Origin of the sequence: Bacillus sp. JJ1773 (assembly GCF_036962035.1) — a bacterium.
Classification (GTDB): domain Bacteria; phylum Bacillota; class Bacilli; order Bacillales; family Cytobacillaceae; genus Cytobacillus.
In genome coordinates this window covers 1-14,113 of record NZ_JBALNX010000085.1, presented here as the reverse complement: position 1 = coordinate 14,113, position 14,113 = coordinate 1, and the positions used below count along the sequence as shown (strand labels likewise).

Below are 14,113 nucleotides of genomic sequence, written 5' to 3'. Positions count from 1 at the left end.
TCTGATCCAGGGCGTTTACTTTTTGAACTAAATTTGTTACCTTTTGATCCAAATTATCAAGTTTATTCAAAATCAATTGAAGTGTTTTTTCCATGTTTTTCACCTCCTTCTTATATTCCTGCCTATTATAACAGAATCCTGTAGAGGTTTGTCGGTATATGGATAATAATTAACCTTTCCGACAAAAAATTGTTTGCCTCCCCTCTTGTTCATGTTCTTCAAAATAAAGAATGCCCCAATCTCTAAACTCTTTTATTAACTCGTTCGGCTGTAATTTATATTGGTCAGAGACTTGCCTTTTTTCGTTTTGCTTTGATTGGAAGTATGTTTCCATGAAGAAATACCCATCCTTTTTTATAAGGTTCTTTACAATCGGAAACAGTTTGCGATCCAGATAATATGTAATGACGATTAGATCAAATGGTTCCTTCTGCCAATTCTGATCAAGTGATTCTGTAAGATCTCCAATACGTGTTTCGATGTGAAGATGATCTTTCGCAGCTTGTTCATTAACAAAATGAATGGCAACATCTGAAATGTCAATAGCCTGAACTTGATAGTTCATTCTCGCAAGGAACAAACTGTTTCCCCCAAGACCACATGCAAGATCGAGAGCAGTGCCTCCAAGAAGATAGTCAGACATCTTCTCTAACCTTGGATTCAAGGCAGATGTCCTTAAATGTTTAATGCGCTCCTGATGTTTCATGTTCCATTTGTTTCGAATATTCATTTGAAATTTCCTTTCGTTGATCTTAGTAATTTGTCTAGCATCTCGGTCGTGCCGTTCCACCCCAACAAATCTAATATTCTCATTACTTTTATTTCGATAATATAAAAATACAGCCAAAAACATGATTGTCGCCGCTGCTAATACGATAAAATTATTTAGTACCGGGTTAATTTCCCCTTTGACAGTAAGAATTAGCCCATCTCCATATTCTCCAGAGAGCCCATAGATGATTCCATATGCCACATTTAGCCCAAAGTGAATTCCTGTATTAGCCCACACGGATCCAGTTTTAAGAAATGAGTAGGTTAATGAACAGCCTAAAATAATTGAAAAAACAAAATTGGTCGTGGTCAAGTCTCCATTCCAAAAATCATCCAGCAAGGACAGCTATCAAGTAATATAGTGATATTGAACATCGTTAGTTTACATAATAATATTATGAGATAGAAAACACAGTTAATAATAATAGCCTGACCCCTGCCACGTTATTTCATTAACGTACCATGAGTCAGGCGCTATAAATTATTGAACTTTTTTTGGTTCTGGATAGTCAAAGCCTTTCGTATCCACTTTCACCGTTTTCATTTTCTGATCTTTTAATGGCTTGTCCATTTCATCTCGTTCAGCAGCCACGATTGAATCAACTGTTTCCAATCCTTTAATTACTTTGCCGAAAGCTGCATATTCACCATCGAGATGTGGAGCTTCTTCGTCCATGATAAAAAATTGCGATCCAGCTGAATTCGGATCGGGAGTCCGTGCCATTGAAATGACTCCACGCTCATGTGTGATGTTATTTTCAAATCCGTTTGAAGAAAATTCACCTTCAATGGAGTATCCGGGGCCACCAGAGCCATTCCCCTCAGGATCTCCCCCTTGAACCATAAAATCAGGGATAACCCGGTGGAAAATAAGTCCATCATAAAAACCATCTTCAATTAAAGAAATAAAATTTGCAACCGTATTTGGTGCTGCAGCCGGATCCAATTCAATCTCGATCTCTTTTCCATCTTCCATTGTTATTGTTACAATCGGTTTTTCTTTAACAGATGAAGGGTAATCTGTTTTTTCAGCAGATTCCTTCGCTGTATTTTCCTTCGTCTTCCCATTTTCCGCTTGCGTTCCACAGCCAGTCAAAACGAAAGCTGAAACCACTATAGCGAAAATAAAATAAAATGCTTTATTACGTGAAAACATATCCTTTATATACCTCCTGCTGAAGAAATTGGCAAAACCATCACTGATTATTATAGCACTAAATGAAATTCTAAAAAGACCAATCTTGCAAAAACAAAGATTCTCCATACTAAGATAATTGTATCTTCTTTGTAACCTTAATTAATCTTTCCTTAACTACTTTCCAACCAAACCAATATACAATAAAGGTACATCATATTAGGAAAGAAGGAAAAGAACATGAAAAAGAAACTTGTAACAATTACTAGTGCTGTTGCCTTAATGGGTATGCTGACGAGCGCTACTTATGCGAATGAAACACCAAAAGAGGCGGCAAAAATTGAATTATCCAGCAATAGTAAAAAACAGCCAATATTGGAAAGTCAAAAACAAGATTTAGAAATGCTCCAGCTTCAAATTTCTTTATTAGAAAATGCAATTGCACCTGTATCAGCTTCAGACGCTGTTAACCAATGGAGCAAAGCAATTACTAACCGTAATGGTGCATATCAATACGCACTATTTACTTCAGACCTTAAGGAAAAAACGAAAACGTATTTTGATAACAATGGCTGGGTAACTGGTACATCAAGCCCTTGGATTAGCAGCTACAAAATCAAAAATGAAAAGAAAATAAATAAAAGTACTTATACTTATGCAGTAGAATTACAACTAGAAACCTCAACGGGACCTTTTGGGACAGAGACTGCAAATTTAACTGTGAGTCAGGCAGATGTTAACTGGTTCATCGATAAAGTAGAGGTGAAGCAGACAGCTAGTGTTTGGGAGCGAACACCTTATATTCCTCAGAAGCTATTTACTTATCGAGCAACAGAATATGCTTTTTCAATTCCTGTAGAATGGGATACGAAATACCGCTCAGCCGAGAAGAATGGTCATTTAGTTTTCAGCTACGTACCGAAAAATAAAGCAATCTCTGAAAGAACGCTGTTTTCCATTGAGAAAATAAAGGAGCAAACATGGGAAGATGGCTATGAGGACAGCTTATATCAAAAGCTTGGTGTCAAAAATGGCTTTGTATATGCGATTTTGCCTGTAAGTGAAAATCAGTATGCAGATCGCCCAGACAGTATTGAATATAAGGAATTTGAGAAAATGAGCCTTGATTTTCAATTGCTGAAAAAAACCTTTATGTTTATTAACAACTAGATCTTGTTTTTTAAAGAGGCTGTCTAAAAAGTCAGCTATTTCTGAACAGCCCCAAAAGCATACCTTTGTAACAACTGATTATCTATTGTTCCAGTTTATGCTGATTTTTACAATAAGCGGGAACCATTACCCTGGATTGATGCCCGTGAACCGTAACAAAAGGCAAGGGACGGGCAGCATTCTGGTCCATTGGTTCCTGTATAGGCTGAAATTTACTATAAGCGGGTTTCATTACCTTGGATTGATGCCCGTGATCGGTTACAAAAGCAAGGGACGGGCACCATTCTGGTCCATTAGTTCCCGTATAGGCTGAAATTTACCATAAGCGGAAATCATTACCCTGCAATGCTCTAAATTTTTCCAATTTATTGACCCTGTGCACCATTAGACGTTACGCGGCGAACATGATTGTCTTCAAATCCATTTTTTCGCTGAGCTTCTACTTTGTCCTCGAGTAATTGCTTTTGATCGACTTGACTTGAGGGTGTTTGCTTGTTTTTTGCCACCTAAAAAACCTCCCTTAAAAAAATTCAATTAACACCCTCTTATTTTGCTTGAATTTATTAAAATTAATCTCATTTGATTGATTTTACAATTTATTTATTACTTAATTTTCACGATGCATCAAGTTCCGCAATAGGTTCTGTACGGAAGCTTTGATGGATCAGGTATTGTGCAGTATACATTCTGTTCAGTTGTATAGGCGAATGGATTTGAAAGAGCTTGGAGCAATCGTTCCATCACATTGTAGTCCCCATTCTTAACTGCAGCCTCAAGTGCTTCCTCCACCCGGTGGTTTCGCGGGATGACAGCGGGATTACTGTTACGCATCAACTGTTGAGTGGCTTCCTTCGATGTTTGCTGCCTCGTCAATCTCGCCTCCCAGAGCTCATGCCACAGATTATATTCAGGTGTGCCAAAAAGCAGAGAATCCTCCATCTTGTCTAATGTTAAAGCACGAAAAGTATTTGTATAATCAGCCTTGACCTTCTGCATAATGCTCAAAAGGTTTTCTATCAATAGGGTATCTCCTGCTTCTTCATTCGTTAATCCAAGTTTTGCCCTCATGCCAGCAAGCCAATATGATTGATAGATTTCACTATATTTGGAAATCTCATCTTGCGCCAGCTTAAGAGCCTTTTCTTCATCCTCATGCAATAATGGTAAAATGGCTTCCGCAAAACGTGCAAGGTTCCAACCGCCAATAATTGGCTGATTGCGGTAGGCATAGCGTCCTTGTCTATCTATAGAACTAAACACTGTATCTGGATCGTACACATCCATAAAGGCACAAGGGCCGTAATCAATCGTTTCCCCACTGATGGTCATGTTATCAGTGTTCATCACCCCGTGTATAAAGCCAACTGATTGCCATTTAGCAACCAATGCGGCCTGACGCTTAATCAATTGCTGAAGAAGTGTAAGATATCGATTTTCATCCAGTTCAATTTCTGGATAATGACGATTTATCGTGTAGTCAGCAAGGATTCTTAATTCTTCTACTGGTCTCCAGTTTGCAGCGAATTGAAAGGTCCCAACGCGCAGATGGCTTGCAGCGATACGGGTAAGAATAGCACCTGGAAGATCTGTTTCGCGAATCACCTTTTCCCCCGTTGTCACAACAGCTAGGCTTCGGGTTGTTGGAATCCTTAGTGCATGCATAGCTTCACTGATAATGTATTCACGAAGCATCGGCCCTAACGCTGCACGTCCATCTCCCCCGCGCGAATAGGGTGTTCTCCCCGAACCTTTAAGCTGTACGTCAAATCGCTCCACCTTAGGAGTCATTTGCTCACCAATCAGAATGGCACGTCCATCTCCTAACATTGTAAAATGGCCAAATTGATGACCTGCATAGGCTTGAGCAAGTGAATGCGCCTGTTCAGGAACGCGGTTGCCAGCAAACACTGCAGCTCCTTCTTCATTTTGCAGAGAATTAGCATTTAACCCCAATGCCTCCGCCAATGCTTCATTAAAAATGACCATTTTTGGTGAGCGCACAGGTGTTGGTTTAAGGCTGGTGAAAAATGGTGGCGGTAATTGGGCATAACTATTGTTAAAATTCCAACCAGCAGCTGCAGCTTCATCTTCCTTATTTGTCATATGTACACTATCCCTCCCTTTCTAACCTTTTTTCATTTGCACAAAAATGAACATCAAATACTAAAAATCCTGCCTATTTAATGTCTGCCACTCCAAGTTTATTATACCTTTTGTGCATGGACATTGAGTGGTTCACTATCCTATTTTTTCGATGAAGGATTGCCTTTAAGATATACAATGAGTCCCTACATCCACTTTGTTACTTCGGTAATACTTTTTCTTTTCCCTGTCAATTCTTTCATACTTGGATAGCCGATGTAAATAAAACCAAGCATCAAAGCATGTTCCCCAAGCCCAAAAAATTGCTTAATCTCAGACGAGTAGCAAACCTTTCCGGTTCTCCAGATCGCTCCTAAGCCAAGAGCGTGGGCTGCAAGAAGCATATTTTGAATCGCAGCATGGACCGCGGCATGTTCTTCGTTTACTAATACCTTCTCATTAATAGTTGGTTCCACTGCAATTGCAATAATAACTGGAGCCCTTAAAGCTTTTTGCGCAGTCTTTTCCAATTTCTCTTTTCCTTCATCACTTAGTGGATCATCTAGACTTTTCTTTGCAAATGATGCCATCGCCTTTCCAAGATTTTTTCTCGCGTCACCAGTTAAAACAAAAAATCGCCATGGCTCAGTACGATAATGGGACGGCGCCCATGTACCAGCTTCCAATATCTTTTCAATATGCTCCTTAGGCACAGGGTCTGGTTTAACAACCCCAATGCTTCTTCTTGTGGAAATTGCAGTAAAGATGTCCATGTTTATGTACCCCCTTCAAAATTTGTCACTATACTCCTTTATATGCGATACGTAGTGGCAGGTTCACATTCGACTATTATATAACTTCCATGTTTTCCCCCTATTCCATACTAATTCAGCAGGCATTAAGATATGCATCCTTCTCGCTCACAAGTTCGATTAATCATACTAAACAATCCGTTGTTGAAGGATAAATCTGGTACTGGCAGCTTCCAAACTATTTTAAAGCATAAAAATAGATCCCACTTAAAGTGAAATCTAAATTACCACATGATGAACAACTAATCTTATTTTCGACCTTCCATCTCCGCTTCCCATCTATCAACTTCTTCTTTCACCATTGGGGCGACTTCTTTTCCGAGAAGCTCAATTGCTTTCATAACCTCATCATGGGGCATCGTGCCAACTGGGACATGAAGCATGAAACGAGTGATGCCCACGTTTTTCCTTAGGTGTATGATTTTGTCAGCAACTGTTTGTGGGTCACCAACATACAGGGCACCTTCTAGTCTGCGTGCAGCATCGAAAGTGGACCGAGTATAAGGAGCCCATCCGCGCTCTCTTCCTAATTTATTCATCACTTGCTGAGTGGAAGGGAAAAATTTATCCGCTGCTTCTTCTGAAGTTTCAGCAATAAAACCATGAGAATGCGAAGCAACAGACAGCTTGGACAAATCATGTCCAGCATGAGTTGCTGCTTTTTTATAAAGCTGTACAAGCGGCTCAAATTGTAGCGGACTTCCGCCAATAATTGCGAGTACGAGGGGCAATCCAAGCAGACCAGCACGAACAACCGATTCGGAATTTCCACCGCTTCCAATCCATACTGGCAATGGGTCCTGGACCGGCCGAGGATACACGCCGCGATCATGAATAGCCGGCCGGTGACCGCCCTTCCATGTCACTTTTTCTGATGCAGTAATTTTCAGCAACAACTCTAATTTTTCTTCGAATAGCTCATCATAATCCTTTAAATCATAGCCAAACAATGGAAATGATTCAATAAATGATCCCCTGCCGGCCATTATTTCTGCACGGCCATTTGAAATCGCATCAACTGTTGCAAAATCTTGAAACACACGAACTGGATCGGCTGAAGAAAGCACTGTAACAGCACTCGTTAGACGAATTTTCTCCGTCCGGGAAGCGGCGGCAGCTAAGATAACTGCTGGAGAGGAAGCAGCAAAATCCTCGCGATGATGTTCACCCACTCCAAACACATCCAAACCTACCTGATCCGCCAATACAATTTCCTCAACTACTTCACGGATGCGTTGTGCATGACTGATTACCTCACCCGTTTTGACATCTGGTGTCGTCTCGACAAACGTACTTATTCCAAGTTCCATTTAGAAATTCTCCTTTTTTCGATACTAAAGCACATATCTTTCTTCGAATATTGATTGAATTTAAATCGTTTTTAATTGCTTAAATCAAATCAGAATATAAACATTCGTTATTGGTTTACATACTATTTATTGTATCAATGACCTGATTTTAAAAGCAATGAAATAGGACGGGGTACCCGTCCCTATGATCCATTTACCACACTAATTCTTCATCTTCTTGATAAAGGCTGATTGCATAGTCGATAAATTCAATTAATTTGGCTTTGTTAATCGCGTCAATGCTGATTCTGTATGTTTTATCGTATTTCATGTTTAGTTCCAAAGCTGTAATATCAACGCCTAGAAATCTGTCTTCATTCATATATGTATAATCGATATCCTCATATTTAGCAATGAATTTAGATGTACTGTTAGCGGCATCCTTAACACAAACAGAATCGATTGTTAACACTAAGCCGGCTTTTCCATTACTCGATAAACTTGTATCTGTAATATCAATCATATCTTCTTTTTTGTATTTTCCCTGACAAATAATATCACGTGCATTTTTAACGCGAGGAGCATAATCATCCCCAGGTGTGTACCCAAATATCTCCTCAAATTTATTAATCAATGCATCCTTTATATCGCTCACTCTCGTATTCTCCCTTTCCTTCAAAATCTCACATGATCGATAATTTATCCTGTAGTACTCGTCCATTGTGATTTTTGTTTTAAAAAATTCCTCATACGCATCATCTACCCGGCAAATAAGCGGGCGATTTTCATAAATGTTGCATAAATTCGTATCTAAATTAAAGTGGATGCAAATTCCATCACCCCGGTCTAAATGCTGATAAATCTCAGATGAACCGACAGCTTTACAGCACAAACCGCATTGATCACAATGAAACATCTCTAAACTTGTGCTAGCATTTGCAAATATTTATTTCCATCCTCAAGAACTTTATTAGTAGCCTCATCTAATTGGCCTTCCTGCTTCAATAAAGGAGTATCTAGGATAAGTTTAATGGTCTGCGCTAACTGAACACATTTATAAATGTCCTGCTGTTCATTTATTGTGTAATCCTGCCAATCCAGACCCCGGCGCTGGATGATGTCTTTCATTCTCATTACTTGCTGAGAAAAATGGGTATCCAATTTTTGCAATAGCTCCGTTAATTGATTCGCACGCGTGAAAATTCCTTTTAATGCAATGCCGATATTTTTCGCCTGTTTCTTAAATACTTTAGCTTTATCAAAGTTTCCATAAGCATCATTTAATGCAGCTTTCGCTTGGCTTGCAAAAATAGTTCCCCCAATGGCGAGTGCAGGACCTGCTACTAAACCACCCAATACAACCATCCCGCCAGCCATGCCAAAACCGCCGGCTGTTAATGCTCCGCCGCCAAGCCATGCTAATGTTGCATTGGTTGCTGCAACGCCTGTCAAGGATGTTAAAGCCGTACCCGTTGTAGCGGTTACTAAAAGACCGCCAAGTCCCCCCATCACTACACTATATGTTCCATAGGCAAGTAGGGCTCCCGATCCAATTGCAGCAATCCCATTAATCGCTACCTGCTTTGCTTCAAAGGATGCTTCCTTTAATTGCTTAAAGCTTTCACTGGATGGATTGAAATTTTTCAGTTCATCGATCCCTTCACTATTTTTGAGATTAATATTTTTAATCTTTTCAAAGTGAATAACAAATTCATTAATGGATGTTGTCAGGATGCGAATTTTTTCCTGTCCTAAAATAGTAATGGCTTCATTTGTGTTCTCTTTTGCCATTTCAATAAATTTTTCAGCTTCCTTGGCCATCTCTTGTGAGGTAGCGTTGAGGGATTTGGCCTCACTCATATCACGTTTTGCATCTAACCCTTTTTTAACTCCTGTTGCCGCTGTCGCTGCTGCGATTCCTGCAATAATTGCTGGGACTAATGGTAATGGCATATTTAATTCCTCCAGTTGTAATATTTAGATTTAAAAATCTAAGACGGCTTCTTTATCCATCATAAATTGATTGAATTCATTGAAATCTTTAAATTGCAGTGCGCCTCCCATTTCAAGTGCTATTTGGTTAAGGCCTGCTGTAAATTGATTCAAATTGCTATCCTTCGCTGCAGAATCTATCATTAGTAGACTCTCTGAAAACACTTTGGATCTATTCGAATAAAATTCATTCACTAACGCTAATAATTCATTTCCTTGATGTTCCATCGCTTCTATTGCTGCTGTTGCAATGGATCGAATTTGATTCCTTCTCGATAGTGACACCTTCTCTTCATGTAAAACCTGCATACAAGCCTGATAAATGGTAGAGCTTGTCATATAGCCGACCATCCCGCCAATTATTGTGCCAACCCCAGGGAAAATGGCTGTTCCAACTGCGGCACCAAAGCTTGCTGCCATCATTCCTGTCCCTTTTTCCCCAAGTTCTTCTGCAAGTTGAAGGCTATTAATCTCACCTTTCGCATAACGAATCAGTGATTTACTTACTTGAACGGCAGTCGTTGCAATCATCGCAGGCACATTCGATTTTGACAAATGGACATAGACACTCTTTTTACTCGCTGCCATAAATCCCCTAATAGCGGTATCACCTGCCCCAATGATATAAGCCGTTACAGCACCACTTGCCGTATCTTTAGCAACATCTTTGACCGCTTCTTTAGCACTTTTATCCCCACGAATAATACTTGCCACATTTTGGGCTGAAGAGATAGCAACTGAAATAACCGCAGCACTCTTCGCATTTTCCATCCCGGAACGATGTGCGGTTTTAGCTACATATTTGGCAGTGGCTAGCTTTGGATGTTCACGGATAAAAATGGCTTCTTCAGAGGTAATACCGCTATTTTCTAAATCTTTGGATACTTGCAAGTATTTTTGTGCCTTTTGATTAAGTAAATCCGCCTTTTCAACATGGCCTTGTTGTCTAAATTGATCTGCCTGATCAGTCAAACTTTTCGCTGTGTCCTCAGCATACTTTTTCGCGATATCATATTGTTCTTTTGGGACTAAAACTTTGTTTCCTCTATATCTTTCCCATTTGCCTCCAGTCATTTTTTTGACTAGAGCTTCTGAGCTTGCTTTTATCTCCTCAGGAGTACCAAATTTTCCGCAAAACTTCATTTGCGCACCCCAAGTCGGATTTCCATGATCATCAACTGATAAAATATCAAATACGGGATCATTTCCTCTGCCGATATCATTAGAGCGATGTACACGAGTTTGATTTCGATTAATAATATTTTCTGCATTTGTGTGATCAGTATAATGAATTTCAGCAGAATAACCCGACTGCTGTTTAATATTTTGGTATTGAAAGTCAGGATGAACCTTGGAATCAGATACATGTTTAAGCCCTTTTTTTACGATATTTCCACTTTCATCTACAACGCCGTTATAGCCTTTCAAATATTCGGATGCTGCCCGGCCAAATCTTTCAACATTTTCGGTTGTTGTTGAGCCTATGACGGAATCGATAAAGCCACTATGATTTTTTTTATCCTCTTTATTATTCATAATAGTAATATCCTTTCACGGATCTTATTAGGAAAGGTTAATATGTATCCTTTTCTTAATAGGAGAAACTATGGAGCAATTCTTCCATTTTGTGTCCTTATAGTCTAAAAGTCTATATAAATATTACAACATTTAATAAATAAAGAAAAACTTTTTTCCTATTTTACCATAGAATCACAAAGAAACATTTGGAGGGGTTAGGTATATTTACCTTATGGTTTTTCTCTGGTCCCAAAAGGCAATTGAAAAATCGAGGGCATGTAAGAAGCCGTTCAGCGCATGACTCGCCAAAATGACAGTACTTCACATTGTTATATACAGAATCACTTAGATAAGAATGGTCCGCAATGAGTGGATAATCTTTAACAATTGATCTAGTAGTTCTAATTTACAATCGAAAAAGGACCGATCATGCTAGATTCATGTCCGGTCCAATGGTTGGGGTCTATTTCCCCATGTTCTGTTTTTACTCCACACTATTTAAGAATGATCGGATTACATTTAAATATTCTACTTCTTCTTCCAGATAAGGCATATGAGCACTGTTCTCAAACACATGTAATTTCGCATTTGGAGTTAGTTTGCTGAAATATTCCGTTGATTGTGGAGTCGCTTCATCATAGCGGCCACATGTATATAGTGCCGGAATATGTATTTCATTCAAACGGGCTGTACAGTCAAAATTTTTCAAATTGCCGGTAACATGGAATTCTGATGGCCCCCACATTATATTGTACACTTCTGGATTTTTGTACTGTGCTCCCTGTTTTAAAAACTCAGGGAAAGGATCAAGACGGCAAACGAACCGCTTATTAAATTCTGCAGTGGCCTTATGGTATGCTTCTGAATCTGTTGTCCCATTTTCCTCGCATTCTCTTAATGTAGCTTGAAAATCTTCCGGCAATAAGGAACGATTTCGTTCCTGATCCTCTGCCCAAAGAGGTGCGCTTAAACATGGACTTGAAAAAATAACACTTTTTACTCCCTCAGGCTTAGTTAATAAATAAGCAGCTCCTAAGGTCGTCCCCCAAGAATGTCCAAGAATATGGAGCTGTTCAAGTGAAAGTGCTTTTCTAATCTGCCCTAATTCTTCAACGAAGCGATCTATCGTCCATAATGATTCATCTTTAGGCCGGTCTGACTTCCCACAGCCTAACTGATCATAAAAAATGACCGTACGCTCATCCGCAAGCACTCTTAATCTCTGCAAGGAATAATGAGACGAGCCTGGACCTCCGTGTAAAATTATGACCGGCGTTTTGTTAGAGTTGCTATCATGCAGCTGATACCATACCTTTCCGCCTGTTACTTCAATAAATCCTTCTTGGATTGCCATATATTTATCCCCCTAAACTTTGGCGTTTTGAAGGGCCGATCTAGATTCATCCTGCCACCAGATCTGGGCCCTTCTCCTATTATAAATCGGGACATACATCTGTCCATCTGTTCCGCCTTATACAGGATAAACACCATGCTTGCGCTCAGTGAACACGAGATATTTTGACATATAAACATCAAGTCGGGCTGCAAGTTCATCGCGCAAACGGTTTGGCTCAACGATATCGTCAATAATCAATTCGGAAGCCAGTCTGTATATATCGATATCTTCACGGTATTCTTCACGCTTTTCAGCAATGAAGGCAGCTCTTTCCTCTTCTGGCAGCTCAGCGATTTTATTCGCATAAACGGCATTGACGGCCGCCTCAGGACCCATAACGGCAATCGAAGCTGTCGGTAGCGCAATGCAGCAATCCGGTTCAAAAGCAGGTCCGGCCATTGCATACAATCCAGCCCCATAGGCCTTACGGACAATAACAGTCATCTTCGGAACAGTCGCCTCGCTCATCGCGGAAATCATTTTCGCACCATGGCGGATGATTCCTGCTTTCTCCACATTTGTGCCAATCATAAACCCTGGCACATCAGCAAGGAAAAGGAGCGGAATATGATAAGCATCGCAAAGATTGATAAACTTTGCTGCTTTATCTGCACTGTCATGGAACAGGACTCCGCCTTTAACACGCGGCTGGTTGGCGATGATCCCAATTGGCTGGCCATTGATCCTCCCAAGGCATGTGATTAATTCAGCCGCAAACAGCTTTTTAATTTCACACATTGACCCCTCATCGATTAAGCGATCAATCAACTGGTACATATCAAACGGCGCATTTTGGTTTTTTGGAATCAGTTCCTCAATTGTTTTTTCGAATGCTGCCGGTGGTTTTACTTCCGCTTTTGCAGGCTTTTCGGAAAAATTATTTGGAAAATAAGTTAAATATTTGCGGGCATAAGCGATAGCTTCTTCTTCAGTTTTCGCAAGCACATCGCCGCAGCCAGAAATAGAGCAATGCATTTTGGCCCCGCCCATTTGCTCAAGCGTTACTTTTTCCCCGATTACCATTTCTGCCATGCGTGGGGATCCAAGGTACATGGAAGCATTGCCTTCAACCATGACGACAATGTCGCAAAATGCCGGAATGTACGCACCTCCAGCCGCAGAAGGCCCAAACAATAGGCAGATTTGTGGCACTTTTCCTGAAAGCTTAACCTGATTGTAGAAAATTCGCCCCGCCCCTCTGCGGCCTGGAAACATTTCCAGCTGATCGGTAATACGGGCCCCGGCTGAATCTACTAAATATAGAAGCGGACAGCGAAGCTTTTCAGCTGTCTCCTGAATGCGAATAATTTTCTCTACGGTCCTTTTCCCCCAGGAACCGGCTTTGACGGTCGAGTCATTCGCCATTACACAAACGGTGCGCCCATTGATTTTGCCAATTCCAGTGACAACGCCGTCTGCCGGAAGATCGCCCGAAAGGATATTAGCAAACATCCCATCCTCTGACTGCAAACCGTTATCAAACAGCATATTCAGGCGCTCTCGGACAAAGAGTTTCCCTTTTTCCTGATTTTTTTCATGGTATTTTTCATGACCACCCTGCAGGACAGAATCTTTTTTTATTTGATATTCGGATTTTGCTTCAGTTTCGTTCATCTTGCACCCTCCTTAATTTCTACCTTATAAAACTGCATCATTAGATCCAGTTAAAGTATCAATGCATTCCCTGAACTTCGTGTTCTTCTTTCTTGGGTTATGATAGACGTTCATAAAACGCTTTATAGTTTGCGTTTTCATCTGTATCTTTGCGAAACAAGCGTTATGAACACTTCATAGTGAGCGTTTTCACCTGGACCCTTGAAAAACAAGTGTTATGAACACTTCATAGTGAGCGTTTTCACCTGGACCCTTGCTAAACTAGCGTTATGAACACTTCATAGTGAGCGTTTTCACCTGGACCCTTGAAAAACGAGTGTTATGGACACTTCAT

Annotated in this window: 12 protein-coding genes; 1 reads left to right on the top strand and 11 read right to left on the bottom strand. The window is 40.2% G+C overall.

Annotation, left to right across the window (positions count from 1 at the left end; genetic code table 11):
* Window positions 1–169: 169 nt before the first annotated feature.
* Together V7127_RS21330 and V7127_RS21325 are read right to left on the bottom strand one after the other, a co-directional pair.
* Window positions 170–1,009, bottom strand: coding sequence for a class I SAM-dependent methyltransferase (locus tag V7127_RS21330; protein WP_335489417.1), 840 nt, complete (start codon window positions 1,007–1,009; stop codon window positions 170–172).
* A gap of 243 nt (window positions 1,010–1,252) precedes the next feature.
* On the bottom strand, window positions 1,253–1,927 hold the full coding sequence (locus tag V7127_RS21325; protein WP_335489415.1) for a peptidylprolyl isomerase: 675 nt from the start codon (window positions 1,925–1,927) through the stop codon (window positions 1,253–1,255).
* A 219-nt stretch (window positions 1,928–2,146) separates the two neighbouring features.
* On the opposite strand from V7127_RS21325, the gene V7127_RS21320 reads away from it, so the two are divergent.
* Window positions 2,147–3,076, top strand: a complete 930-nt coding sequence (locus tag V7127_RS21320; protein WP_335489412.1) for a hypothetical protein — start codon at window positions 2,147–2,149, stop codon at window positions 3,074–3,076.
* A gap of 365 nt (window positions 3,077–3,441) precedes the next feature.
* Here V7127_RS21320 and V7127_RS21315 read toward each other — a convergent pair whose 3' ends face one another.
* The 9 genes from V7127_RS21315 to V7127_RS21275 all read right to left on the bottom strand — a co-directional run bounded on the left by V7127_RS21315 (window position 3,442) and on the right by V7127_RS21275 (window position 13,779).
* On the bottom strand, window positions 3,442–3,582 hold the full coding sequence (locus V7127_RS21315; protein WP_335347150.1) for a hypothetical protein: 141 nt from the start codon (window positions 3,580–3,582) through the stop codon (window positions 3,442–3,444).
* 118 nt (window positions 3,583–3,700) lie between these two features.
* Window positions 3,701–5,179, bottom strand: a complete 1,479-nt coding sequence (locus tag V7127_RS21310) for a protein adenylyltransferase SelO (RefSeq protein WP_335489409.1) — start codon at window positions 5,177–5,179, stop codon at window positions 3,701–3,703.
* 185 nt (window positions 5,180–5,364) lie between these two features.
* On the bottom strand, window positions 5,365–5,931 hold the full coding sequence (locus V7127_RS21305; RefSeq protein ID WP_335347152.1) for a nitroreductase family protein: 567 nt from the start codon (window positions 5,929–5,931) through the stop codon (window positions 5,365–5,367).
* A 287-nt stretch (window positions 5,932–6,218) separates the two neighbouring features.
* The gene (locus V7127_RS21300) at window positions 6,219–7,280 is read right to left on the bottom strand and encodes an LLM class flavin-dependent oxidoreductase (RefSeq protein ID WP_335489406.1); all 1,062 of its coding nucleotides are present in this window, start codon (window positions 7,278–7,280) and stop codon (window positions 6,219–6,221) included.
* A 193-nt stretch (window positions 7,281–7,473) separates the two neighbouring features.
* Window positions 7,474–8,175 carry a YkgJ family cysteine cluster protein gene (locus tag V7127_RS21295; protein WP_335489402.1) on the bottom strand — a complete coding sequence of 234 codons (702 nt, stop codon included), beginning with the start codon at window positions 8,173–8,175 and terminating at the stop codon, window positions 7,474–7,476.
* 2 nt (window positions 8,176–8,177) lie between these two features.
* Entirely contained in the window at window positions 8,178–9,212 is a 1,035-nt protein-coding gene (locus V7127_RS21290; RefSeq protein ID WP_335347154.1) for a hypothetical protein, read from the bottom strand.
* Window positions 9,213–9,242: 30 nt separating this feature from the next.
* On the bottom strand, window positions 9,243–10,787 hold the full coding sequence (locus V7127_RS21285; RefSeq protein WP_335489399.1) for a hypothetical protein: 1,545 nt from the start codon (window positions 10,785–10,787) through the stop codon (window positions 9,243–9,245).
* 466 nt (window positions 10,788–11,253) lie between these two features.
* Window positions 11,254–12,123: a proline iminopeptidase-family hydrolase gene (locus tag V7127_RS21280; protein WP_335489396.1), complete on the bottom strand. Its 870-nt coding sequence runs from the start codon at window positions 12,121–12,123 to the stop codon at window positions 11,254–11,256.
* A gap of 117 nt (window positions 12,124–12,240) precedes the next feature.
* A complete protein-coding gene (locus tag V7127_RS21275; protein ID WP_335489393.1) occupies window positions 12,241–13,779 on the bottom strand; it encodes an acyl-CoA carboxylase subunit beta in 1,539 nt (512 codons plus the stop codon).
* Window positions 13,780–14,113 lie beyond the last annotated feature (334 nt).